We start from the raw sequence: 25088 nt of genomic DNA, 5'->3' as shown, positions 1-25088 counted from the left end.
CGCCATGAGTTCACCGCTGAGCACAACAACCACACCCGAACTGCACAACTTCGTGGGCGGCGAGCGCACCGCCGCGCGCGGGAGCGACAGCATCTCCCTGATCGATCCGGCCACCGAGGACGTGTACGCCACCGCCCCCGTCTCGACCGCGGAGGACGTCGCCGACGCATACCGCGCCGCGGAGTCCGCCTTCGAGGTGTGGGGGAGCACCACGCCCGGCGAGCGCCAGCTCGCGCTGTTCCGCATCGCCGACGCGATGGAGGCGCGCGCCGAAGAGTTCGCCGACGCCGAGTCGCAGGACACCGGCAAGCCGCGCGGCACCCTGGTCGAGGATGAGATCCTGCTGTCCGTCGACCAGATCCGCTTCTTCGCAGGAGCCGCCCGCAACCTGGAGGGCCGCTCGGCCGGCGAGTACATGCCGGACCACACCTCCTTCATCCGCCGCGAGCCGATCGGCGTCGTCGGCCAGGTGACGCCGTGGAACTACCCGCTCAACATGGCGGTCTGGAAGTTCGCCCCCGCGCTGGCCGCGGGCAACACCACCGTGCTGAAGCCCTCCGACACCACACCGCTGTCGACCCTGCTGCTGGCGGAGGTCGCGAGCGAGTTCCTGCCGGCCGGCGTGCTCAACGTCGTACTCGGCGACCGCAGCACGGGAGCGGCGATGATCGACCACCCGACCCCGCAGCTCGTGTCGATCACCGGCTCGGTGCGCGCGGGCATGGAGGTCGCCCGGGCAGCCTCGTACGACCTCAAGCGCGTGCACCTGGAGCTGGGCGGCAAGGCGCCGGTCATCGTGTTCGACGACGCCGACATCGAGAAGGCGGTCGAGGGGATCGTCGCAGCCGGCTACTTCAACGCCGGCCAGGACTGCACCGCGGCGACGCGCCTGCTGGTGCAGCAGGGCGTGCACGACGAGTTCGTGGCGGCGCTGGCCCAGTACGCACGGGAGAACGCCCGCACCGGCGCTCCGCGGGAGGACGGAATCCTGTACGGCCCGCTGAACAACGCGAACCAGCTCGCCCAGGTGAGCGGCTTCGTCGACCGGCTGCCGGACCACGCGAACGTCGAGCTCGGCGGCCGCCGCCAGGGCGAACGCGGCTACTTCTGGGAGGCCACCATCGTCTCCGGCCTGCGGCAGGACGACGACGCGGTGCAGAACGAGATCTTCGGGCCGGTCCAGACCGTGCAGAAGTTCACCGACGAGGCCGAGGCGATGCGCTGGGCGAACGGCGTGCGCTACGGCCTGGCCTCCTCGGTGTGGACGAAGGACCATGGCCGGGCGATGCGGTTCGCGAAGGGCCTCGACTTCGGCTGCGTGTGGATCAACACGCACATCCCGATCGTGGCCGAGATGCCGCACGGCGGCTTCAAGCACTCCGGCTACGGCAAGGACCTGTCGATGTACGGGTTCGAGGACTACACGCGCCTCAAGCACGTCATGTCGTACATCGGGGAGTGATAAGGGTCTCCTGCGCACCGCGACGATCAGGGTGCCGGCCGCGAGGAGCGGCAGAACCCACAGCGACGCCGCGACGTACCCGCCCGCCGGGGGCACGAGCGCCCCGGCGGGCGTGGCCGCGGCCAGCAGGAGGCCCGCCAGCGCGCTGCCGATGCTGAAGCCGACGCTGCGCACGATCTGGTTGATGGAGAGCACACTCGCGGTCTCGGGCGTGGGCACGCCCTCCAGCACGAGTCGCGGCATGACGGCGGAGACGCCGCCGACGCCGAAGCCGAGGACGGTCATGGCGAGCAGGACGAGCGCCAGCGAGCCGGTGCCGACCGCGAGCAGGACCGCAGCCGCGGCGACGGCGGCGGCGGACAGTGCGAAGACGGCGCGCGCCCCGGTCCGCGGCACGATCCGAGGCGCGACGCGACCGGCGACGAACCCGAGCGCCGAGAACGGGATGAGCGCGGCCCCGGCGGCGACGCCCGGCAGCGCGAACCCGTAGCCCGCGCCCGGCGGGGTCTGCAGGAAGCGGGTCAGGAGGCTGAAGATCAGGTACATCCCGACGCCGGAGACCAGCATGGCGGAGTTCGCGCGCAACACTGGGGGCCTGGCGAGCAGCCGGAGGTCGGCCAGCGGTGCGGGGACGCGCAACTCGACGACGGCCCACGCGGCGAGCACGAGCGCCGAGAGCACCAGGATGCTTGCGCCGACGAGCGGCGGAGTCCAGACCGCCGGCTCGGCCACGACGACGAGGACGCCGAGCGTCCCGAGCCCGAGCAGGACGGCTCCGGCGACATCCAGGCGCGGTATCGCCCCTGGCGCGTCGCGCGGGACGCTCCGCCAGGCGAGCACCAGGGCGGCGCCCGAGAGGACCAGTCCGAACGCGTACGCCGCGCGCAGGCCTGCCAGCTGGTCGATCAGGCCGACGAGCGGATAGCCGACGCCGATCCCGACGGTGGAGGCGACCGACAGCGCCGCGATCGTGCTCGCCGAGCGGGCCTCCGGCAGCTCGGTGCGGGCGATGCTCATCAGCAGCGCGACCGCGCCGAGGCCGAGACCCTGGAGGCCGCGGCCGGCGACCAGCACCGCGAACGCGACCGGCGCGCCGGCGGGGAGCGGCAGTGCCGTGAGCACGCCGCCCAGCGTTACGACCGCCAGCGACAGGAGGAGGGTGGAACGGCGGCGTGGCCCGGCGCCGAGCCTGCCGAGCACCGGTCCGGCGATGGCGCCGGCGAACAGCGTCACGGTGAGCGTCGACTGCGCCGCAGCCAGGGGCACATGCAGCGTGGTCGCCACCGAGGTGATCAGGGGAGCGCCCAGGCTCCCCACCACCGCGACGACCAGGGCGACGGCAACGAGCGCGGCGCTGAGGCGCGGTGCCGGCCGGTCGGAGGTCATCGCGGCAACACTACGCGACACGCCGTCCGGGCTTAAACATCCAGTCCTATAGGTTTACGGTCCGGTCTCCGCTACGCTCCTGCCACACACATCGTCGTGTGCGGCTGACCCGGAAGGCATTCGATGTCCTCAGAACCCTCGTCCTCGGCCCATCTCGGAGACGGCGAGCACCTCGCCGTCCTCGGGTACGAGGACTCCTTCAACCGGTCCATGACCCTGTGGGCCAACTTCGCTCTCGGCTTCACGTACCTCTCGCCGCTCGTCGGCGTCTACTCGCTGTTCGCCGTCGCGATGGCGACGGGAGGCCCGCCATCCATCTGGTGGATCGTCATCGTCGGCGCCGGCCAGTTCCTGGTCTCGCTCGTCTTCGGGGAGGTGGTCTCGCAGTACCCCATCCACGGCGGCATCTACCCGTGGGCGCGGCGGCTGTGGGGCCGGCGCTACGCGTGGATGGCGGCCTGGATCTACATCTGGGCGATGATCGTGACCATCACCGCGGTGGCGTCGTACGGCAGCGGGTTCCTCGCCAGCCTGTTCGGTCTCCCCGCCACCAAGGAGGTCACCCTCGGGCTGACCGTGCTGCTGCTGGTCGTGGCGCTCGGGCTGAACTTCACCGGGACGAAGACGCTCGCGACGGTGGCCCGCATCGGGCTGTCGGCGGAGCTCATCGGCGTGATCGCGGTGGGGCTCTACCTGCTGATCTTCCAGCGCAAGCACCCGTTCTCGGTGTTCTTCGACACGATGGGCGTCCAGGGCCACGGCTCGTACCTGGTGGCGTTCCTCGGCGCGGCGCTCGCCGGGCTGTTCCTCTTCTACGGCTTCGAGGCGTGCGGCGACGTCGCCGAGGAGGTCGCGAACCCGGCCCGGCGCATCCCGCTCGCCATGATGATGACGATCCTGGTCGGCGGCGTGTCCGCGCTGTTCGCGTTCGGCGGCTACATCCTGGCTGCGCCCGACCTGGCGAAGATCGTGGCGGGCAAGGATGTCGACCCGATCCCGGAGATCCTGCAGTCGGCGCTCGGGGACGTCGGCGCGAAGATCTTCCTGGTCGTTGCGGTCACTGCGTTCCTGTCCTGCGTGCTCAGCCTGCAGGCGGCGGCGAGCCGGCTGCTGTTCTCGTTCGCGCGCGACGGGATGATCCCGGCGCACCGTTGGCTGTCGAAGGTGTCGCCGCGCACGAAGGTGCCGGTGAACGCGCTGATCGTGGCGTGCAGCATCCCGGTGCTCATCAGCCTGATCGTCTACCTCGGGCCGGACGGGCTCATCACCCAAGTGACCGCGTTCGCGGTGCTGGGCATCTACGTGGCGTTCCAATCGGTGGTGCTCGCGTCGCTGCGGCAGCGGGTCAAGGGCTGGCGTCCGGCCGGGCCGTTCTCGCTCGGGCGTGGCGGGATGGTCGTGAACATCCTGGCGCTGGCGTACGGGATCTTCGCGATGGTGCTGCTGGCCTGGCCGACGAGCACGGGCAACTGGTTCAACGACTGGATCGTGCTCATCGGGTTCGGGATCGTCGCGGGCGCCGGACTGCTGTACCTCTTCCTCGCGCGGCCGGACCGCGCGTCGGACGCGCCGGCGGGCGACGCCATTCGGGTGGCGGAGCTGCTGCGGGCGCACCGCAGCGGGACGGTCGCGCCGGCCGCCGCCGCCGCGCCGGCCCCGGCCGACTGACCCCGGCCGGGACGCGGCCCGCCGCCGGAACTGTGCGCCGGCGGCGGGCCGCGCCCGCGCGCGTCCAGGGGACGCGACACGCCGCCACGCACGCGGAAGCGGCGTGTTGCGTCCCCTCGATCGTGTGAACGAGGGGACGCGACGCGCCGCTTCCGCGTGCGGCCGGCGGCGTGTTGCGTCCCCTGGATCGTGTCAGGACTCGCGGCGGGGGATGCGGAGCGGGTTGCCGTCGCGGAGCTCGGGAGGCAGGACCTCCTGCGGCGCGTCCTGGTAGGCGATCGGCGTCAGCCAGCGGCGGATGGCCGTTGCGCCGACCGACGTGTGGACGCTCGCCGTGGTCGCGGGCCAGGAGCCGCCGTGGTGCTGTGCCCAGCCGATCGCGACGCCGGTGGGCCAGCCGTCGAAGAGGAGGCGGCCCGCAACGGGAGTGAGGAGCGCCGCGAGTGCTGTCACGTCCTCGCCGGCCCCGCGGTGGATGGTGGCGGTGAGCGACGGCCGCAGCGCGGCGACCAGCGCGGCGAGTTCGTCGTCCCGGTATGAGACCAGCACCGTGGACGGCCCGAAGTGCTCCTCCAGGAACACGGCAGGCTCCGCGAGGAAGGCCGCCGCGTCCGTGAGGGCGACCGCGGGCACGGAAGTCGCAGGCTCGTCGCGGCCGAGCAGCACGGTCACGGCGTCGTCGGCCCCGAACGCCTCGACGGCCGACGCATAGGCCGCGCTCATCCCGTCGGTGAGCTGGCGCGAGGCCGGAGCAGCGCCGAGCGCGGCGCTCACCGCGTCGTCCACACCCTCCCCGGACGGGACGAACACCAGGCCCGGCTTGGTGCAGTACTGCCCCGCGTCGCGCGTGAAGGAGCCCACGAGGCCTGCGCCGATCTCGGCGGCACGCTCCCGGGCCGCCGCTCGCGTGACGACCACCGGGTTGACGCTGCCCAGCTCGCCGTAGAACGGGATCGGGTCGGGCCGGGAGGACGCGAGGTCGAACAGGGCGCGCCCGCCGTGCTCCGAGCCGGTGAACCCGGCTGCACGGACAGCGGGATGCTGCACGAGCGCGACGCCGGCCTCCATCCCCTCCACCAGCGCGAACCAGCCAGCGGGCAGCACCGACAGGGCCAGCTCTGCGGTGCGCCGGGACAGCCGGGGATGCCCGGGATGCGCCTTCACGATCACCGGGCAGCCCGCGGCGAGCGCCGACGCCGTGTCGTTCCCGAGCACCGAGAACGCGAACGGGAAGTTGGACGACGTGTAGACCGCCACCGGGCCGAGGGGACGCAGCATCCGGCGCAGGTCGGGACGCGGTGGGATGAGCGCCGGGTCGGGTGAGTCGACTGTGGCCTCCAGGTAGCCGCCCTCCCGCACGACGCCCGCGAAGAAGCGGAGCTGGGCGGCGGTGCGGGTGACCTCGCCGTCGAGGCGCGCCTCGGAGAGGTGGGTCTCCTCGGCCGCGAGTGCGACCAGCGCGGCGCGGTCGCCTTCGAGGGCGGCGGCGAGGGCGTCGAGCCAGGCCGCGCGCTCCTGGCGGGTGGTGGGGAGGAGCGCGGTGGCCGCGGCTGCGGCGGTGACCTCGCGCATCAGAACGCCGCCAGCCCGGTCAGCGCCCGGCCGAGCACCAGCGTGTGGATCTCGTCCGTGCCCTCGTACGTGCGCACCGACTCCAGGTTCGCCATGTGGCGCATGACCGGGAACTCGCTCGTGATGCCGTCGCCGCCGAGGATGGTGCGGGCCTCGCGCGCGATGGCGAGCGCCTCCCGCACGCTGTTCAGCTTGCCGACGCTGATCTGCGTCGGGGTCAGCCGGCCCGCCTCCTTCAGCCGGCCGAGGTGCAGGGCGAGCAGCATCCCCTTCTCGTACTCGACCAGCATGTCGGCAAGCTTCTGCTGGATGAGCTGCGTCGCCCCGATCGGCCGGCCGAAGACCTCCCGGGTCGTCGCGCGCTCGATGGAGACCTCCAGGCACGAGCGGGCGGCGCCCATCGCGCCCCAGACGATCCCGTAGCGGGCTTCGTTGAGGCAGGAGAACGGACCGGACAGGCCGCGCGCGCCCGGCAGCATCGCCGAGGCGGGGAGGCGCACGCCGTCCAGGACGATGTCGCACTGCACCGACGCCCGCATGGAGAGCTTGCCGTCGATCGCGGTCGCGGTGAAACCGGGGGTGGAGGTCGGCACCACGAAGCCGCGCACACCGTCCTCCGTCGCCGCCCAGACGACCGCGACGTCGGCGAGCGCCGCCAGGCCGATCCAGCGCTTGGCGCCGTCGATCACCCAGTCGTCGCCGTCCCGCCGCGCGGTGGTGCTCATCGCGGCGGGGTCGCTGCCGCCCTGCGGCTCGGTGAGCGCGAAGCAGCCGATGCGCTCGCCGCGGGCCATCGGGGGCAGCCACTCGGCCTTCTGCTCGTCGGAGCCGAACTTCGAGATCGCGCTCATGGCGAGCGACCCCTGCACTGAGACGAAGGTGCGCCAGCCGCTGTCGGCGGCCTCCAGCTCGTGGCAGACCAGCCCGTAGGCGACGGCCCCGGCTCCTGCGCAGCCGGGGTCCTTCAGGTGCATGCCGAGGAACCCGAGGGCGCCGAGTTCGGCGACGAACTCGCGGCGGAAGTGCTTGTCCTCGAAGTCCTGCTCGATCACCGGCGCGATCCGCTCGACCGCGAAGCGCCGGGCGGCGTCGCGCCAGCGCAGCTCGTCGTCGGTGAGCAGGTGGTCGATGCTGAACGCCTCGTCGAGTGCGGAGGCGGCGGAGGCGCGGGTCTGCGTGGTCATCGGGTGGTCCTTTCGGTGGACGGGCGGACGGCGTCCAGCCACTGGGGTTCGTGCGCGCCGAGCAGCGGCGGCGGGGTGCGGTGCACGGCGGGCGACGTGCTGAGGTGGATGGGGGTCGCGGGCTGGCGCGATGTGCGCCCGGTTGCCGGGTCGGCGGTGGTCGTCACCGGGTCGAGCCCGAGGGAGTCCGCGAACGCGAACGCCTCGCCGACGCTGTTGACGAGCCCGGCCGGGACGCGAGCGGCGCCGAACACGGCCACCCAGTCGGCGGCGGGGCGTGCGGCGAGCGCGGGCTCCAGCACGGCGCGCAGCGCGGCGCGGTGGTGCACGCGCTCCTCGTTGGTCGCGAAGCGGGCGTCGGCCGCGAGCTCCGGGAGGCCGATCGCGGCGGCGAACGCGGCGAACTGCCGGTCGTTGCCCACCGCGAGCACGAGCTCCCGGTCGGCCGCCCGGAACAGCTCGTACGGCGCGATGCTCGGGTGGGCGTTGCCGAGCCGGCCGGGGGAGCGGCCGGTGGCGAGCGTGCTCGACGCTTGGTTGGTGAGGGCGGCGAGCAGGGAGCCGAGCAGGTCGACGTCGACGCGCGACCCGACGCCGGTGCTGTCCCGCTCGCGGAGGGCGAGCAGGATGCCGGCGAGCGCGTTCTGCCCGGTGAGCACGTCCACGAGCGCGACGCCGACCTTGCTGGGCTCGCCGTCCGGCGCTCCCGTGATGCTCATCAGGCCGCCGACCGCCTGCACGAGGAGGTCGTAGCCCGGCAGGCCGGCACCCTCCGCCCGCCCGAAGCCGGTGATCGAGCAGTAGATCAGTCCGGGGTTGGCCGCGCGGAGGCTGTCCTCGTCCAGCCCGAACCGCTCCATCACCCCCGGGCGGAAGTTCTCCACCACGACGTCGGCGGTCTCGGCGAGGGCGCGCGCGGCGGCGAGGCCCTCCGGCGTGGCGAGGTCGCAGACCACCGAGCGCTTGTTGCGGTTGACCGCACCGAAGTAGGTGGACTCGCCCGCCTCGTCCACGGGAGGCCGCCAGGACCGGGTGTCGTCGCCGGCCGGGCTCTCGATCTTGACCACGTCGGCGCCGAAGTCGGCGAGCGCCATCGTCGCGTACGGGCCGGCGAGGACCCGGGAGAAGTCGGCGACGCGCAGGCCGGAGAGGATGCCGTCGGCCATGCTCGCTCCTTCGCTCGGACGGTCGCCCACACGAGCCGTCGGTAATTCATCCTATATCGAATGATTGGATCGGGTTATCGTGGGAGGCGTGACCACCTCCACTCGCGATGCTGCCGGAACGACCCGGCCGGCGCCAGGGGCGCGGGACGCGGTCTTCGCGCAGCTCTCCGACGCAGGCCGCGCGGAGCAGGTCGCCCGGCGCCTCGCCGACGCGATCGTCCTCGGCGTGCTGGCCCCGGGGGAGCGGCTGCCCAGCGAGGCCGAGCTCGCCCGCCGGTTCGGCGTCGCCCTGGTGACGGCGCGCGAGGGCCTCGGGATGCTGCGCGAGGCCGGACTGGTCGAGACCAGGCGCGGACGGGACGGCGGCTCGTTCGTCGTCCACCCGGGCGACGGCGACGAGGCGCTGCTGGCGACCCGGCTCCGCGGTCTGTCGCAGGTGGAGCTGGGCGACCTCGCCGTCTACGTGACGGCCATCGCGGCCGGCTGCGCGGACCGCGCCGCCGAGCGCTCGACCGCCGCCGACGACGCGCGGCTGGCGGCGTGGCTGGACGCCGCCGACTTCACCGGCCCGGCCGCCGCGCGCCGCAACGCGGGCGGCTTCCTGCTGGAGCTCGCCGTGCTCAGCCAGTCGACCCGGCTGGTGCGCGAGCAGATCCGGATGCAGGCCGAGTTCGGCCCGCTGCTCTGGCTCGGGATGCGCGACGCCGAGCTGCGCTCAGGGACGGCGGACTCCACGCGCGTGATCGCGGACGCGGTCGCGGCGGGGGACGGCGGCGCGGCCAGGGCCGAGATCAGTGCGCTGCTGGCAGGCGTCGCCCGCTGGCTGCTGTCCGCGAAGGCGCGGATCGAGACGGGAGGGACGATCGATGGCTGAGGTCGTCGGAACGGAGACCGGGGCGGGCGTGACGGCGGCGGCCGAGCGGGTGAGCGCGCTGTTCGCGCGCATCCAGGACTCTCTGGCCGGCTGGCGCGACACCATCCTTGGTGAGGAGGCCGCGGACTCCGGCACAGCCCCGGCGGCGCTCGACGCGACCGTCGGCGCGCTGGTCATTCCGCTGCTGCAGGAGGACGACCCGCTCCTGGTCGGCGCCGGGTTCATCGCGGCCCCTGAGTTCACCGGCGGCGACGACCTGCACTTCTCCTGGTGGCTCGGCCCGCTGGAGGAGAACCCGGTCTTCGGCTCCACCACCGAGCCGAGCCGGCTCGACCTGGCCTCCCGCTCGTACTCCGACTATCTGCGCGACTTCCGCTCGCTGGAGTGGTACTCCATCCCGCAGTCCACGCACCGCACCCACATCACCGGCCCGTACGTCGACCACCTGTGCGCGTGCGACTACATCGTCACGGTCACCTCTCCCGTCGAGCGGGACGGCCGGATGATCGGCGTCGTCGGCGTGGACGTCTACGTCAAGCGGCTGGAGCGCGAGCTGCTGCCCGCCATGCTGGCCGCCGGGCGCCCGGTCGTGCTGGTCAACGAGGCCGGCCGCGCGATGGTCTCCACCGACCCGGCGGTGCTGGTCGGCGACGTGGTGGAGACGGGAGCGGACGCGGTGCGCTGCTCCGGCACGCCGTTCCGCCTGGTGTGACTGCGGGCCTGGTCTGGCATCGGGCCTGGTCTAACATCGGAACGACCAGTACGTCCTGCATCGGGGAGCAGCCCCGGTCCATCGTCGACCAGGAGGAACCGCGGTGACTCCCGGCTTCACCCGCTACGCCCCGACCGCCGGCCCGTCGCGCTGGCTGCTGATCGCCGGACGCAGGTTCGTCGCCTGCGTGGAGAGCACGGCCGCGGACAGCATCATCGACGCGGTGTGGTGGCTGGCGGACTCCGACCTCGCCACGATCGAGTCGGTCGTCGGCGCGTTCCCGCTCGCCGGACCGGACAGCGTGCGCTCGTTCGCCGTCGCCGAGCTCGGCGAGCCGAACGAGAGCGGCGAGATCGTCGTCACGGCCGTGGTCCGCGGGTCGGCGGCGCTCGACATCTACTCGGTCGGCGGCGCGCGGCGGTTCGGGTCGGGCGGAGTCCAGCCCTGGGTGCTCGCGGAGTTCCGCAACGTCACCGGGCTCGCTGTCGGCGGGGACGACCTTCCCACCGGGTCGGTCGCCCGGGTGTCCATCGGCTCCCTGCCCCTCGGCCTCGGCGTCGTGGACGGCGAGCTGCTCACCTGGTCGAGCACGCCGCTGGAGCGCGTCGAGCGCACCGCAGACCGGAGGCCTCAGCCGGCCGAGGACGCCGGCGCCCAGGAGCCCGGGCCCGAGTCCGAGCTCGACGAGACGATCATCCGCTCGCGCAACCGCAGCTCCAGCCTGTTCTCGCACGCCGACGAGCCGGACATCCCCGCCACGGCCGGACTCGCCGAGTCGCCGGAGGCCGCGCCCGTCGTGCAGCCCGTCCCCGTCGCGCACGAGCTGCCCGGCGCCATCGACATCGAGGAGCCGGGGGCCGCGACCGAGCGGCCGGACCTGCGCGACACGCCCGGAGTCGGCCGCCCGCCGGTTCCCGGTGCGATCCCGACTCCTGCCGGCGGTGCGGAGGCCGTACCGCCGCCGCAGCGCTTCGCCGTCCGGGTCGTCCCGGGGGACATCATGGCGCTGGACGTGCCGATCGTGATCGGCCGGAAGCCCGCGCTCCAGCGGGTCGAGTCGGGCGTCGCGCCGCGCCTCGTCGCGGTTCAGTCGCCCGAGCAGGAGGTGTCCTCCACGCACGTGCGCATCGAGCAGTCGGGGGACGCCGTGGTCGTCACCGACCTGCGCTCGACGAACGGCACCCGCGTGCACCGGCCGGGCGGCGCCGCCGAGCGGCTGCGCCCGGGAGAGTCCACGGTCGTCCTCCCCGGAACGGTTGTGGAGATCGGCGACGGTAATATCATCGAGATCACCGCCCTCCCGGCAGGCGGCGCCACGGAGACCCCGCGGCCGCTGCCGGAAGCGGACCGTCGAGAAGAAGGACGCGAGTGACCCAGATCGGTCGCACCAACCGGCGCCACACCGTGGTCGTGCCGGGCGGCGCAGACGCACGCATCAGCCTGTCCTGGGCGGCGCTGTCCGACACCGGCTACCGGCGCAGCGTCAACGAGGACAGCCTCCTGGCGCGCTCGCCGATCTTCGCGGTCGCCGACGGCATGGGCGGCCACACCGCAGGCGACTTCGCCAGCACCGCGGTCGTGACCCGGCTGGCCGAGAAGGTCAGGGTCGACTTCGTCACGGAGACCTCGCTGACCGAGGCGCTGCGCGACGCGGTGGACGACATGGGCCGCGGCGTCGGGCAGACGGACCTCGGCACGGGCACCACGGTGACGGGCATCGCGCTCACGCTCTCGGACGGGTCGCCGTACTGGCTCGTCTTCAACATCGGCGACTCGCGCGTCTACAGCTTCCGGGACGGCACGCTGGAGCAGCTCACCGTCGACCACTCGATCGTGCAGGAGCTGCTCGACGCCGGGGCGATCACACCGGCGGAGGCGGAGGTCCACCCGCACAGCAACGTGATCACGCGCGCGGTCGGGTTCAACGAGGACCCGGTGCCCGACTTCTTCCTCTTCCCGATCGTCGCCGGCTCCCGTCTGCTGGTCTGCTCGGACGGGCTCACCAAGGAGCTCACCGAGCACGGCATCCGGTACTACCTCGGCGAGGGCGCCTCCCCGCTGGACGCCGCGCAGCAGCTCATGGACGCCGCGCTCGGCAACGGCGGGCGTGACAACGTGACCGTGGTCGTCGTCGACGTCCTGGCCACTCCCGAGAGCGGTTCGCACCGCGAGGGATCCCCGCGCCGGGCGGCCCGCCGGCACTGACGGATGGCCCCTCGACGGGGGTCGCCGGAGGCCGATTTGGCCCCCGAGTTGGGGGTAATCGAACTGCCCCCAGAGCGGGTCCCGGCCCCCTGGGTCGCTGCGGCGGCTGCCTACAATTGACAAACGCCTTCGCCCTCGCGAACGCGCACGGCCGATGACGGGAGGAGCTGCTTGGCTCGGCGCTTGCCTTCACAGCCGCCGAACCTCCCTGGCTTCTCCTACGTCAGGGTGCTCGGTTCGGGCGGCTTCGCCGACGTGTTCCTCTACGAGCAGAACATGCCGCGCCGGCAGGTCGCGGTCAAGGTGATGCTCGCCGAGGTCGTCACCAGCCAGGTCAAGCAGATGTTCCAGGCCGAGGCCAACCTGATGGCCCAGCTCAGCACGCACCCGTCCATTCTCACGGTGTACCAGGCGAGCGTCTCCGCGGACGGCCGGCCCTACCTGGTCATGGAGCTGTGCTCCTCCGCCATCGGCCAGCGCTACCGGTCCGACCCGCTGCCGGTGCCCGAGGTGCTGAGCATCGGCGTCCGGATCGCGAGCGCGGTCGAGACGGCGCACCGCGCAGGGGTGCTGCACCGCGACATCAAGCCGTCCAACATCCTCACCACGGCCTACGGCCACCCGGTGCTCAGCGACTTCGGCATCGCGGCGACGCTCAGCGAGGCCGACGTGACAGAGGCGATCGGCCTCTCCATCCCGTGGTCGGCGCCCGAGGTGCTCCTCGACGAGACCAGCGGCGCCGTCGCCAGCGAGGTGTGGTCGCTCGGCGCGACGATCTACTCGCTGCTGGCCGGCCGGTCGCCGTTCGAGTTGCCGGGCAAGGAGAACACCTCCGCCGAGCTGATCCAGCGCATCACCAAGGGGCGCCCGCAGCCGATCGGCCGCCCTGACGTGCCGCCGCGGCTGGAGCAGCTCCTGATGCGCTCGATGTCGCGCAAGCCCTCGGCGCGGCAGCGCAGCGCTCTGGAGCTGATCCGCGAGCTGCAGTCGGTGGAGGCCGAGCTCGGGCTGCCGCAGACGCCGATCGAGGTCGCGATGGACGACTGGGCGCTGGCCACCGCCGACGACCCGGAGGAGCGCACGCGCGTCAAGGGCGTCCTCGCCGTCGACCCGGGCGCCGCCAGGCGGCGCCGTCGCCGTAACGCGCCCGTGCCGGCCGGGGCGACCAGGGCGCCCACCCGCACGGACGTCCGGGAGAGCGCAGGCAGCTCGCCGACGAACCCGCCCGCGCCGCCCGCCCGCGTCTCTCGCGCGCTCATCGGCGCCCTGGTCGCCTGCTCGATCCTCGTCGTGGTGCTCGCCGTCACGGCGACATTCGTGCTGGTGCGGGCCAACGCCTCCAGTGACATCCCGACCGTGCGAGACCTGAGCGGCCGGGTCAGCCAGGGCACCATCGTCTTCACGTGGAGCGATCCGGGGCTGCAGAGCAGCGACAGCTACCAGGTGACGGTCGACGACCAGCCGCCGAGCAGTCAGCGCGCGACCGAGTTCCGGGTCGACGCGAAGGCGGGCCAGACGGTGTGCGTCACCGTCACGGTGAACCGCGACGGCAAGACCGGGTCGCCGAGCGGCCAGAAGTGCGTCCAGAGGACCGGCTCGCCGTGATCCGCGCCTGGCTCCTCGCACACAAGTCGATCGCGGCCACCGCCCTGAGCGGGACCGTGGTCGCGGCCGTCGTCGCGACGCTCGCGGTGGTGTCGGGAGGCTACAGCGCCCAGCACCTGCAGCTCAACGACGCGGCGGTGTGGGTGGCCAGCGACGCCAAGAAGGCCCTCGGCCGGGCGAACACGCAGATCGACTCGCTCAACTCGATCGTGCCGGGCACCGGCGAGGCGCTCGACGTCGTCCAGGACGGCCAGAACGTGCTGCTGCTCGACAAGGAGGCCAACACCGCGGCCGTCGTCGACCCGGCGACTGCCCAGGCGGGCAAGTCGGTTGCGCTGCCGCCGCGGTCGCCGCAGGTCGCCGTCGCGGGGAACAACGTCGCGATGCTCTCGCAGACCACCGGACAGCTCTGGCTGACCTCCGTGTCGCAGCTCGAGCAGTTCAACTCCGGGTCGGCGCCGACGATGGACCTGGGCGGCCGCGCGGTCGGCGCGATGGACCCCTCCGGCGTGCTGTTCGCCTATCAGCCGGGCACGCGCAGCATGGTGCGCGTGGACCTCGGCGGGCAGCAGCCCGCCACCTCCTCGGAGAAGGTGCCGTCGCGGGGAGCGGGCGCGCACATCCAGCTCACCTCGGCGGGCGGCCAGTGGGCGCTCTTCGACCCCGACGAGAAGACGCTCTGGGTGTCCGGCCGCGCGATCGACCTCGCGGCGGCGCTCGGCGCGGACTCCGACCCGATCCTCCAGGCGCCGTCGTCGGACGGCAGCGCGGTCTGGATCGCGACCGGCAGCGGCCTGATCCGCGTCCCGCTCGACGGCACGGCGCCCCAGCGGGTGCTGGGCACGGTGTCGGGAGCCCCCGCCGCGCCGGTGGTCGTCGGCGGCTGCGCGTACACGGCCTGGAACTCGGGCGCGGCGTGGCACACCTGCTCGACGCCGTCTGCCGGCACGCGCAGCACGCTGAGCCAGGTGCCCTCCGGCGCTGTGCTGGCGTTCCGGGTGAACCGCGACCGTGTGGTCCTCAACGACGCCAGGTCCGGCGTCTCGTGGGCCGTGCAGAGCGGGAACGCGCGCATCGACAACTGGGACGACCTGGTCGCCAAGAAGACGACGCAGGAGCTGGTGGACCAGTCCAAGCAGGACACCACGCCGCAGTACGCCAAGCAGGAGCAGCCGCCGGTCGCGGTGAACGACCAGTTCGGCGCGCGCCCCGGCCGGGTGACCCCGCTGCCGGTGCTGCTCAACGACTACGACCCGAACGGCGACGTGCTCGCGATCGACTCCTTCACCGCCATCCCGGCGAGCGAGGGCACGATCGAGCTGACCAACTCCGACCAGCTCCTGCAGATCACCCTCCCGGCGACGGCGAGCGGGTCGATCGGCTTCGACTACACGATCTCGGACGGGCGCGGCGGGACGGCGACCGCGCATGTGACGGTGACCGTCCGCACACCGGAGGAGAACTCGCCCCCGGTCTGCGTGCGGCCCGCGAAGGCCGTCGTGCAGGCCGGCGGCCGGGTCACGACGTCGACGCTCAGCGAGTGCTACGACCCCGACGGCGACCCGTTCTTCCTCGCCGGTGCGTCGGTGCCGGCGCCCGACACGGTGACCTTCACTCCGCAGGGCCAGGTCGCCTACTCCGACCACGGTCAGGGCGGCGGCCTCAAGGACGTCGCGCTCACGCTCTCCGACGGCCGCGCGGAGGGGACGGGACAGCTCGCCGTCACCGTGCAGCCGCCGGGGCAGGTGCCGATCATCGCCGACCCGTTCGCCGTCGTCGCGTACCAGAGCCAGGAAACGACCGTCCGCCCGCTCGACCACGTGCGCGGCGGCAACGGCGTCGTCCGGCTGAGCACGGTGCCCTCCAAGGCGGACGCGACGATCACGCCGGACTACCAGGGCGGCACCTTCCGGTTCTCGTCCGACCAGGCCGGCACGCACAACATCGAGTACTCGGTCACGGACGGCGTGATCACGGCGACGGGCGTCGTGCGCATCGAGGTGAAGGCGCCGCCTGGCGCCAACACGACGCCGATCGCCGTTCCGCACACCGCCTTCATCCGCGAGCAGTCGACGCAGGACGTGGACGTGCTGTCCACCGACATCGATCCCTCCGGCGGCGTCCTGCTGGTCACCGGGGTGACGGACCCCGCACCGTCGACCGGCGTCAAGGTCCAGATCCTTCAGCAGCGCACCCTCCGGGTGTCGCTCACCCGGCCGCTCGCCGCCCCGGTCGACTTCCACTACCGGCTGAGCAACGGCCTGGCCGACACGGAGGGGACGGTCACCGTCGTCCAGCTCCCGGCGCTGACCGTGCACCAGCCGCCGATCGCCGTCCCGGACTCCGTGGCGGTGCGGGTCAACGACACCGTGGACATCCCGGTGCTCGCCAACGACGTGCAGCCGGACGGCGACAAGCTGACGCTCGACCCGACCCTCGCGACTCCGCTGCCCGCCGGCGCCGGCCTGCTGTTCGCGAGCGGGGACCACCTGCGGTACCTCGCGCCGTCCAAGCCGGGCAACTACGTCGCCGCCTACCGGGTGTACGGCGCGGACGGGCAATGGGCCACGGCGGAGGTGAACATCGCCGTGCGCGAGCGCGACCTCGCCACCAACAACCCGCCGGTGCCGAAGACCGTGACCGCCCGCGTGCTGGCGGGCGACACCGTGCGCATCACCATCCCGCTCTCCGGGATCGATCCGGACGGCGACTCCGTGCAGTTCATCGGGCAGGAGACCAACCCGCAGAAGGGCGCCGTGGTCGCCTCCGGGCCGGACTGGATGGACTTCCAGGCCGGCGCGTACGCCGCAGGCACCGACACGTTCACCTACGCGGTCGTCGACGCCCTCGGCGCGCGCGCGACCGGGACCGTGCGGGTCGGCATCGCGCCCCGTGTCGAGGGTGCGCGCAACCCGGTCGCGGTCGAGGACGACGTGACCACCCGGCCGGGCAAGACGCTCAACGTCCAGGTGCTGGCCAACGACTCCGACCCGGACGGCAGCCCGCTGAGCGTGGTGGGGGTCACCTCGCTCGACGGCAAGGCCAAGGCGAAGGTCCAGGGCGAGATCGTGGTGGTGACCGCGCCGCAACAGGAGGGCGCCTACGGGTTCCTCTACACGATCCAGAACGAGCAGGGCGGAACCAGCCAGGCGTTCCTGCGGGTCACCGTCGACAAGAACGCGCCGCCGGCGCGGCCGGTGGTGAGCGACACCGTGCTCGGGCTCTCCGACATCCTCGGCCGGGACACGGTGGACGTGAACGTGCTCTCCAACGTGTTCTTCGCCGACGGGCCGGTGTCGACGCTGAAGCTCTCCGTCGTTTCCGGCTACGGAGGCACGGCGACGGTCACCGCGGGCAAGCGCCTGCACGTGACGATCGCGGCGAAGAGCCAGATCATCCCGTTCAAGGTGGCGAACCCGGAGGACGAGTCCGTCGCCGGCTACGGCTTCGTGCGCGTCCCCGGCTACGACGACGCCCTGCCGCAGCTCAAGCGCGGGGCGCCGAAGCTCTCGGTGGTCAGCGAGAAGACGCTCACCATCCACCTGAACGACTACATCGTGGCGATCGGCGGCAGGAAGGTGAAGCTGACCGACGCCGCGACCGTGCGGGCGACGCACGCCAACGGCGACGACCTGGTGGTCAACTCCGACACCCTCCAGTACACCTCGACCACCCGGTACTTCGGCCCGGCGAGCATCTCGTTCCAGGTCACGGACGGGAGCAGCGCGACGGACCCGAACGGCAACGTGGCGACCATCGTGCTGCCGATCGACGTGACGCCGCGCGAGAACCAGCCTCCGGTGTTCACGGGCGCGCTCATCGACTTCGAGCCGGGCCAGTCCAAGACGGTCGACCTGACCAAACTGACCAGCTACCCGTACGCGAAGGACCAGAACGAGCTCCAGTACTCGATCCAGAACCCGCGGCCGGACGGCGTCTCGCTGTCGCTGTCGGGCCAGAAGCTGACCATCTCGGTCGGCGCCGACGTCCAGAAGGGCAGCACGCCGTCGATCTCCATCGGGGTCAAGGACGCTGTCAACGCCGGCCAGGCCGGCCGGATCAACCTCAACATCGTGCCGTCGACGCGCCCGCTGGCCAGTCCGCAGCCGGACCGCGTGATCGCCCCGCGCGGGCAGACGACGACAGTGGACGTGCTGGCGAACGACCAAGCGACGAACCCGTTCCCCGGCAAGCCGCTGCGCGTGCTCGCCGTGCGCGGGCTGGGCGGGGCGCTCCCGGACGGCGTCTCCATCACGCCGAGCCCGGACAACTCGGTGCTGCAGGTCACGGTGTCGAGCACGGCCGCGCCGCAGGACACCACCCTGCAGTACGAGGTCGCCGACGCGACGAACGACCCGGACCGCTACACCTGGGGGACCGTCACCGTCTCGGTCCAGGACCGCCCGGCGCCGGTCTCCAACGTGCAGATCGGGGCCATCGGCGACCGCAGCCTCACTCTGAGCTGGACGCCCGGCGCGTTCAACAACTCGCCGATCACCGGCTTCCAGGTCACCATGACGAACGCGGCGACCGGGGCGCTCCTCGGCACCACGCAGTGCACGACGACCGTGTGCGCGGTCACGACCCCCGGCAACGGACCCCAGAACGCCGTCGTGCTCGCCGTGCAGGCCCGCAACGCGCTCGGCCTGTCCGACCCGACGGACTACGTCGAGCCGGTCTGGTCGGACGTCATCCCGAACGCCCCCGCCAACGTCAGCTCGACCCCGCTGAACAACGGCCTCCGGATCACCTGGAACCGCCCGGCCGACGCTCCGGGCGCCAGCCCGATCACCTCCTACCTCGTCACCGTGGGCGGTATCACCAACGCCGTCCAGGTCGGCCCGACCGACAGCGGCAGCTACGCCCTGAACGTCACGGATCCGGGGATCGCGAACGGCGCGGCGATCGGGTTCACGGTGGCGAGCCGCAACGCCTTCTACCAGGGCAGGACGACCTGGAACCAGACCTCCGGGAGCGGTGTGCCCGCCGGCGCGCCGGTGCTGACCGGGACGGCCCCGTCCGCGGCGCCGAACAACGCGGACGGATCGAGCGCCACGCTGTCGTGGCCCAGCGTGTTCGGCGCCAACGGCAAGGCGATCACCGACTACTACGCCGGAGTGTTCCAGGGCACGGCGGAGCCCGGCTGCAGTGTCACGGGCGTGGAGACCGGCAACCCGGTGCTGCACGTCGACCCCACCTCGTCGACGTTCGCCCACACCCAGGGCGGGAGCGCCACCTTCACCGGGCTCCAGGCCAACCAGACCTACAATTTCGTCGTCTACGCCTACAACGGCCAGGGCTGTACTGCGAGCGCGGTCGTCTCGGCGACGCAGCGCCTGCAGCCCGGGTCGGTGCGGGACGTCACGGTCAGCGGCCCGACGCCGAGCAGCCCGACCACGTGGGACTACCAGGCGTCGGTCGACTACCAGACCGGCAGCGGCTCCAGCCCGGTCATCAGCTACCAGCTCCTCAGCGGAGGGGCCGTGGTCGACAGCGGACAGCTCACCGGCACGAGCGGCACCGTCGCGGGCGCGCCGGGTCAGCACTACGGGACGCCGCTCACGCTGAGCATCACCCAGATCTGCGAGACCTACCCCGACGGCAGCCAGCTCTGCACCCCGCAGAACTTCACCAAGCCGCTGGGCGTCGCGGTCAGCACCGCGATCGGGGGCGCGCGGTTCGACCAGACGACCAACACCTTCAGCTGGACGAGCTGGCCCACCGGTTCGGGCTACACGCGGGTCACCTACAGCTGCGAGCCGGGCGTGGAGGTCGACATGCCGCCGGTCGGGCAGACCGCGGTCTGCGTCGCACCGCAGGGCGGCGGCCAGCCGACCCTCACCGTGAAGGTGTACGCCAACGGCGACACGTACTCCACCCCGTATCCAGCCTCAGGCATGCCATGAGCGACGACCGGCATACTGAGGACGGCGCGCGCGCAGGCGCGGCGCTGCTCACACCCACGAGAGGCGACAGCATGACGATGACCCCCGAGCAGGCCGGCTGGTTCTCGGGCGTGTTCGACCGCCTCGTCCAGAACATCGACCGCGTGCTCCTCGGCAAGTCGCACGTCATCCGCCTCGCCCTGGTCGCGCTGCTGAGCGAGGGCCACCTGCTGCTGGAGGACTTCCCCGGCACCGGCAAGACCTCGCTCGCCCGCGCGATGGCGGAGAGCGTGCGCGGCACCACCAACCGCGTCCAGTTCACCCCCGACCTGCTGCCCGGCGACATCACGGGCGTGAACATCTACGACCAGCGCACCGGCGCGTTCGAGTTCCACCGCGGGCCGGTGTTCGCCAACATCGTGCTGGCAGACGAGATCAACCGCGCCTCGCCGAAGACCCAGTCGGCGCTGCTGGAGGTCATGGAGGAGCAGCAGGTCACCGTCGACGGCGTCCGCCATCCGGTCGGGGAGCCGTTCATGGTCATCGCGACGCAGAACCCGATCGAGCAGGCGGGCACCTACCGGCTGCCGGAGGCCCAGCTCGACCGCTTCCTCATGAAGGCGTCGATCGGCTACCCGGACCACGAGGCCACCCTCCGCATCCTGGAGGGCGCGGAGCGGCGGGCGCACGAGATCGTCGTCCCCGAGGTCATCTCCGCCGAGACGGTCACCGAGATGGCGGACCTGGCGCGTGGCGTGCACGTGGACCCGACCATCAACGACTACGTGTCACGGCTGGTCGACGCCAGCCGCTCGGCCGACGAGATCCGGCTCGGCGTCAGCGTCCGCGGGGCGCTCGCGCTCGTCCGGGCGAGCAAGACGCTCGCCGCTGCATCCGGCCGCTACTACGTGACCCCGGACGACGTGAAGGCCCTGGCCGAGCCGGTGCTCGCGCACCGCCTGGTGCTCGACCCGGAGGCCGAGTTCGAGGGCGTCACCGCCTCCAGCGTCGTCGGCCAGCTCCTCATCGAGGTGCCGCCGCCCAGCGATCGGGCCGCCGTGTGACCAGCACCATCACCCGCACCCAGGTCGAGCTCACCAACGCGCGGGCCCGGATCGTCGGCGAGCGCGACGGCGCGCTCGCGGACGCCATCGTGTGGGTGGTCCGCACCGGCTCGGTCGCAGGCCGGGCCGTGGCGTCGGCCGCGCGCGCCCTGGGCGCGGTGATCACCCCGCTCGGCTGGTCGATGTTCGTCGTGACGGTGCTCGCGCTCGTGGCCGGCTATGTCCTGGGCTGGACCGAGGCCGTCGTCGCGGGCTGGATGGCCGTCGCCCTGCTGCTGATCGCGTCGATCTACCTGGTGGGCCGGATCGCGTACGACGTCGGGCTCACCCTCCCGACCAACCGCGTCGTCGTCGGCGACCGGGCGCCGGGGGAGGTCACGGTCCGCAACCCGGTGCGGCGGCGGCTCCCCGGCGTGCGGGTGGAGGTCCCGGTCGGGGCGGGCCTCGCCGAGTTCGCCGCACCCGCCCTCGCGAGCGGCGAGGAGCACTCCGACGTCTTCGTGGTGCCGACCAGCAGACGGGGGATCGTGCCGATCGGTCCGGTCCGCACCGTGCGCGCCGACCCGATCGGGCTGCTGCGCCGGGAGATGGTGTGGGCGGAGTCGCTCGACCTGTTCGTGCATCCGCGCACCATCGCCATCCCCAGCATGAGCACGGGCTTCGTCCGCGACCTCGAGGGCGCGCCGACCCGCGACCTGACCCAGTCCGACGTCGCCTTCCACGCACTGCGCGAATACATGCCGGGCGACGAGCGGCGCAACATCCACTGGAAGAGCACGGCCAAGACCGGCAGCTACATGGTGCGGCAGTTCGAGGAGACCCGCCGCAGCCACCTCCTGGTCGCGCTCAGCCTGTCGGAGTCCGACTACGCCACCGACGAGGAGTTCGAGCTGGCCGTCAGCGCCACCGGCTCGCTCGGCGTGCGCGCGATCCTCGACTCCCGCACGGTTTCGGTGGTGGCGAGCGCCGAGACACCCGACTTCGCCAAGCGCGTGGTGTTCAGCGTCAGGCGGCTGAGCACCGTCGGCCGCGGCCGGCTGCTCGACGACCTGGCCGGGGTGGAGACGGCGTCGTCCGCGCTGCGGCTGCCCGAGCTCGCCCAGGTGGCCAGCGAGGACGCCGCGGGCATCTCCATCGCCTTCCTGCTCTGCGGCTCGACGGTGACGGCGACGCAGCTCCGCTCGGCGGCGGCGCACTTCCCGCTCGGTGTCGACGTGGTCGCGATCGTGTGCGACGAGGGCGCGGTGCCGAGCCTGCGTCGCGTCGCCGACCTCAGCGTGCTGACCATCGGCTACCTGGAGGACCTCCAGCGCAGCCTCGCGAAACGGCTCGCGACGTGATAGGCCGGCTGCCCTGGCGTTCGGCCGCTCTCGACACCGCGTTCGGGCTGGCGGCGGTGGCGCTGGCGGCGTGGTCGTTCTGGCCGGTGTACCAGTCCGGCGCCTTCGTCACGATGCTGGTGGCGACACTGGTGCTCGGCGGCGCGATCGGCGTGCTCGGCGCGACCTTCCGCTGGCCCAGCATCGTCGTGGCCGGGGTCTTCGTCCTGGTCTATCTGGCGACCGGGGTCCAGCTCGCCGTGCCGAGCCTGGCGGCCGGGGGCGGCCTGCTCCCGACCGGGGCCGGCTTCCTCGACCTGGTGCAGGGGACCTGGCTGTCCTGGAAGCAGCTCGTCACGATCTCGGTGCCCGTCGGGTCGTACGAGGCGCTGCTCGTGCCCGCGTTCATCCTCGTGCTGCTGGCGTCGGTGATCACGACGAGTATCGCCCTGCGGTCGCGGTTCCCCGAGCTCGCCGGCATCCCGCCGGTCCTGGTGCTGATCGCCGGGATCGCGTTCGGCTCGGCGGTGACGGCCGCGCCGCTCTGGCAGGTGCTCACCCTCTTCGCCCTCCTGCTGGTGTGGAACATCCGGCTGCGGCTGCGCAGGAGGACGGCCGCGGTGCGCACGCTGCGGGAGCAGAGTGGGCTCACCGTCGAGACCCGGCGCGAGCGCGGCTCCACGGCGGTGCTGACGGCGGTGGGCGCGACCGTGATGCTCGCGGTCGCCGCTGCGGTCGGCCTCGGCGCGACGGCGCTCGTGCCGCCGGCCAACGACCGCCAGGTGGTGCGGACCGCGGTCGAGCAGCCGTTCGACCCGCGCGCCTACCCGAGCCCGCTGACCGGGTTCCGGTCGTACTTCGAGCCGGCTGCGGCGTCCGAGCCCATGCTGAGCGTGTCCGGCCTGCCCGCCGACGGGCGGGTCAGGATCGCGACGCTCGACACCTACGACGGCGTCACCTACGCGGTCGGGACCGATGCGGTCTCCAGCGCCTCCGGGTCGTTCGTGCGGCTGCCGTACCGGCTCGACCAGAGCGGCACGAAGGGCGAGCCGACCCAGCTCACGGTGACCGTGCGCGGCTACCGCGGTCCGTGGGTGCCCGGCACCGGCCAGCTCGAGCAGATCCAGTTCTACGGCCCGCACGCCACGAACCTGTCCGGCGCGTACTTCTACAACGACGTGACGGGCACCGGCGCCGTGATGGCCTCCCTGCACGACGGGGACACCTACGTCGCCGACTCGGTCACCCCGCCGAAGCTGAGCGCGTCCCAGCTCGCCAAGGTGGAGCCGGGGTCGGACTCGGTGCCGCGCCCCACCGTCGTCCCCGACGAGCTGCAGTCGACCCTGCAGAAGTACACCGCTGGCGTCACCGGCGCGGGTCCCAAGCTCGCCGCCGCGCTGAAGGGACTGCAGACCGACGGCTACCTCTCCCACGGCGTCGGCACGAACGAGCCGGCAAGCCGCTCCGGTCACGGCGCCGACCGGATCACCGAGCTCCTGACCGATGTTCCGATGCTGGGGGACCAGGAGCAGTACGCGGTCACGGCCGCGCTGATGGCCCGTCAGCTCGGCTTCCCTGCCCGCGTGGTGATGGGGTTCGTGGCGCCGTCCGACGCGCAGGGCCCTGTCACCTTCCTCGGCTCGGACGCGTCGGCCTGGATCGAGGTCCAGACCACGACCGGCTGGGTCACGGTCGATCCGACGCCGCCGGTGCGCACCGTCCCGCCGAAGCAGCCGCAGCAGCCGACGGAGATCTCGCGTCCGCAGACGAACGTGCAGCCGCCGATCGACGACACGCCCCAGCAGAACGAGGAGCCGCCGAACGCGCAGGTCGACAGCACCAACCCGCCGGCGCCCAACCCGGTGCTGGAGGCGCTGCTGGCGATCCTGAGCGTCATCGGCTGGACGCTGCTCGTCGTCGCGCTGATCGCGGCGCCGTTCCTCGCCGTCATCGCGGCCAAGTGGCGCAGACGGTCGCTGCGCAGGTCGGCGCCGACCGCGGTGGAGCGGATCGTGGGCGGCTGGCGCGAGTTCGCCGACGCCGCCGTCGATCACGGCTACGCGCGGCCGCCTGCCGCGACGCGCCTCGAGTTCGCCACCACCATCGGCGGCACCAGGGCGGCGGCGCTCGCCCAGGTCGCCGACCGCGCGGTGTTCAGCCCGCTGGCGCCCAGCCGTGAGGAGGCCGACTCGGTCTGGAAGGCGGTGGACGACCTCCGCGGCCAGCTCGATCGGCGCGACACGCGGTGGAAGCGGTGGCTCGCGGCGGTCTCGCTGCGCTCCCTCGGATACCGTGGGAGGACGGGCGAGAGGACGAGCAGGCGATGACGTGTCGGGTGTGCGGAGCGGAGCTGAAGGACGGGACGCTGTTCTGCGGCAACTGCGGAAGCTCGGTGACGGCCTCGCGTGTGCGGCCTCCCGAGATGGCCGACTCCCGGCCGTCCGACACCTCCATCGTCCCGCCGCTCGCCAAGCCGCCGGTCGGGCGCTCGAAGCCCGCGGTCGCCGGGCGGTTCCCGGGCGACGTCGAGCTGGACGAGGACGGCCTGCCGCCGACCGAGGCGATCGACATCGTGTCGCTCGACAGCGCCCCTCCTGCGCCTCCGGCCGCGCGCGTGCGCGTCTACCGGCTGAGCTTCTCGACGGGGGAGTCGGTGGAGGTGCGCGGCAGCGGCCTCGTCGGCCGCCGCCCGATCACGCAGCCGGGGGAGCACGTCGACCAGCTCGTCGCGGTCTCCGACCCTGCCAGGAGCGTCTCCAAGACCCACCTGGAGTTCGGCCTGGAGGGCGACGACCTCTGGATCTGCGACCGGTACTCCGGCAACGGCACGGTGGCGCGCCCGCTCGGCGGGACCGCGCGGCAGTGCGAGGCAGGCCGCCGCTACCGCGTCGAGCGCGGGACCCGCGTCGACATCGGGGACCAATGGTTCGACGTCAGCTGAGCTTCGACGTCAGCTGAGCTCCGATGCGGGCTGAGCGGCCTCCCG

15 protein-coding genes and 1 pseudogene are annotated in these 25088 nt (G+C 72.6%); 12 read left to right on the top strand and 4 right to left on the bottom strand.

What is annotated here, in order from left to right; all coding sequences use genetic code 11:
* The first annotated feature begins 4 nt into the window (after positions 1–4).
* Positions 5–1462, top strand: coding sequence for a gamma-aminobutyraldehyde dehydrogenase (locus ABH923_RS01970; RefSeq protein ID WP_370053535.1), 1458 nt, complete (start codon positions 5–7; stop codon positions 1460–1462).
* A gap of 207 nt (positions 1463–1669) precedes the next feature.
* Here the strand turns inward: ABH923_RS01970 and ABH923_RS01965 are convergent.
* Positions 1670–2848 (bottom strand): annotated as a pseudogene (locus tag ABH923_RS01965) (MFS transporter); the annotation flags it as partial.
* Between the two features lie 123 nt (positions 2849–2971).
* On the opposite strand from ABH923_RS01965, the gene ABH923_RS01960 reads away from it, so the two are divergent.
* Positions 2972–4516 carry an APC family permease gene (locus tag ABH923_RS01960; RefSeq protein WP_370053533.1) on the top strand — a complete coding sequence of 515 codons (1545 nt, stop codon included), beginning with the start codon at positions 2972–2974 and terminating at the stop codon, positions 4514–4516.
* Positions 4517–4708: 192 nt separating this feature from the next.
* On the opposite strand, the gene ABH923_RS01955 is transcribed toward ABH923_RS01960, so the two are convergent.
* From ABH923_RS01955 to ABH923_RS01945, 3 genes are read right to left on the bottom strand one after another with little or no spacing between them, the layout of a single operon-like run.
* Entirely contained in the window at positions 4709–6088 is a 1380-nt protein-coding gene (locus tag ABH923_RS01955; protein ID WP_370053531.1) for an aldehyde dehydrogenase family protein, read from the bottom strand.
* On the bottom strand, positions 6088–7272 hold the full coding sequence (locus ABH923_RS01950) for an acyl-CoA dehydrogenase family protein (protein WP_370053530.1): 1185 nt from the start codon (positions 7270–7272) through the stop codon (positions 6088–6090). Before ABH923_RS01950 ends, ABH923_RS01955 begins: the two co-directional genes overlap by 1 nt.
* Positions 7269–8438 carry a CaiB/BaiF CoA transferase family protein gene (locus ABH923_RS01945; RefSeq protein WP_370053529.1) on the bottom strand — a complete coding sequence of 390 codons (1170 nt, stop codon included), beginning with the start codon at positions 8436–8438 and terminating at the stop codon, positions 7269–7271. The genes ABH923_RS01950 and ABH923_RS01945 overlap by 4 nt, the downstream gene beginning before the upstream one ends.
* 88 nt (positions 8439–8526) lie before the next feature.
* Here ABH923_RS01945 and ABH923_RS01940 point away from each other — a divergent pair, with 88 nt between their 5' ends.
* The 10 genes from ABH923_RS01940 (at position 8527) to ABH923_RS01895 (ending at position 25043) form a co-directional block, all read left to right on the top strand.
* Positions 8527–9312: a FadR/GntR family transcriptional regulator gene (locus ABH923_RS01940; RefSeq protein WP_370053528.1), complete on the top strand. Its 786-nt coding sequence runs from the start codon at positions 8527–8529 to the stop codon at positions 9310–9312.
* On the top strand, positions 9305–10024 hold the full coding sequence (locus ABH923_RS01935; protein ID WP_370053526.1) for a cache domain-containing protein: 720 nt from the start codon (positions 9305–9307) through the stop codon (positions 10022–10024). Before ABH923_RS01940 ends, ABH923_RS01935 begins: the two co-directional genes overlap by 8 nt.
* A 103-nt stretch (positions 10025–10127) precedes the next feature.
* A complete protein-coding gene (locus tag ABH923_RS01930; RefSeq protein ID WP_370053524.1) occupies positions 10128–11396 on the top strand; it encodes an FHA domain-containing protein in 1269 nt (422 codons plus the stop codon).
* On the top strand, positions 11393–12229 hold the full coding sequence (locus ABH923_RS01925; protein WP_370053523.1) for a PP2C family serine/threonine-protein phosphatase: 837 nt from the start codon (positions 11393–11395) through the stop codon (positions 12227–12229). Before ABH923_RS01930 ends, ABH923_RS01925 begins: the two co-directional genes overlap by 4 nt.
* Positions 12230–12400: 171 nt before the next feature.
* Entirely contained in the window at positions 12401–13834 is a 1434-nt protein-coding gene (locus ABH923_RS01920; RefSeq protein ID WP_370053521.1) for a serine/threonine-protein kinase, read from the top strand.
* Positions 13807–19740, top strand: a complete 5934-nt coding sequence (locus tag ABH923_RS01915) for an Ig-like domain-containing protein (RefSeq protein WP_370053519.1) — start codon at positions 13807–13809, stop codon at positions 19738–19740. The genes ABH923_RS01920 and ABH923_RS01915 overlap by 28 nt, the downstream gene beginning before the upstream one ends.
* A gap of 71 nt (positions 19741–19811) precedes the next feature.
* Positions 19812–20783, top strand: a complete 972-nt coding sequence (locus tag ABH923_RS01910; RefSeq protein WP_370057261.1) for an AAA family ATPase — start codon at positions 19812–19814, stop codon at positions 20781–20783.
* Positions 20780–22123, top strand: a complete 1344-nt coding sequence (locus tag ABH923_RS01905; protein WP_370053517.1) for a DUF58 domain-containing protein — start codon at positions 20780–20782, stop codon at positions 22121–22123. The genes ABH923_RS01910 and ABH923_RS01905 overlap by 4 nt, the downstream gene beginning before the upstream one ends.
* Positions 22120–24429 carry a DUF3488 and transglutaminase-like domain-containing protein gene (locus tag ABH923_RS01900; RefSeq protein ID WP_370053515.1) on the top strand — a complete coding sequence of 770 codons (2310 nt, stop codon included), beginning with the start codon at positions 22120–22122 and terminating at the stop codon, positions 24427–24429. Before ABH923_RS01905 ends, ABH923_RS01900 begins: the two co-directional genes overlap by 4 nt.
* On the top strand, positions 24426–25043 hold the full coding sequence (locus tag ABH923_RS01895; RefSeq protein ID WP_370053513.1) for a zinc-ribbon domain-containing protein: 618 nt from the start codon (positions 24426–24428) through the stop codon (positions 25041–25043). Before ABH923_RS01900 ends, ABH923_RS01895 begins: the two co-directional genes overlap by 4 nt.
* Positions 25044–25088: the final 45 nt, after the last annotated feature.

The organism is Leifsonia sp. EB41 (assembly GCF_041262565.1).
Taxonomy (GTDB): Bacteria; Actinomycetota; Actinomycetes; order Actinomycetales; family Microbacteriaceae; genus Leifsonia.
The sequence above is the reverse complement of the archived record's forward strand: the minus strand, read 5'-3'. Positions and strand labels throughout refer to the sequence as shown.

Coding starts and splice junctions, on each gene's coding strand:
- ABH923_RS01970 (WP_370053535.1), top strand. CDS start 5: ATGAGTTCACCGCTGAGCACAACAACCACACCCGAACTGCACAACTTC.
- ABH923_RS01960 (WP_370053533.1), top strand. CDS start 2,972: ATGTCCTCAGAACCCTCGTCCTCGGCCCATCTCGGAGACGGCGAGCAC.
- ABH923_RS01955 (WP_370053531.1), bottom strand. CDS start 6,088: ATGCGCGAGGTCACCGCCGCAGCCGCGGCCACCGCGCTCCTCCCCACC.
- ABH923_RS01950 (WP_370053530.1), bottom strand. CDS start 7,272: ATGACCACGCAGACCCGCGCCTCCGCCGCCTCCGCACTCGACGAGGCG.
- ABH923_RS01945 (WP_370053529.1), bottom strand. CDS start 8,438: ATGGCCGACGGCATCCTCTCCGGCCTGCGCGTCGCCGACTTCTCCCGG.
- ABH923_RS01935 (WP_370053526.1), top strand. CDS start 9,305: ATGGCTGAGGTCGTCGGAACGGAGACCGGGGCGGGCGTGACGGCGGCG.
- ABH923_RS01910 (WP_370057261.1), top strand. CDS start 19,812: ATGACGATGACCCCCGAGCAGGCCGGCTGGTTCTCGGGCGTGTTCGAC.
- ABH923_RS01895 (WP_370053513.1), top strand. CDS start 24,426: ATGACGTGTCGGGTGTGCGGAGCGGAGCTGAAGGACGGGACGCTGTTC.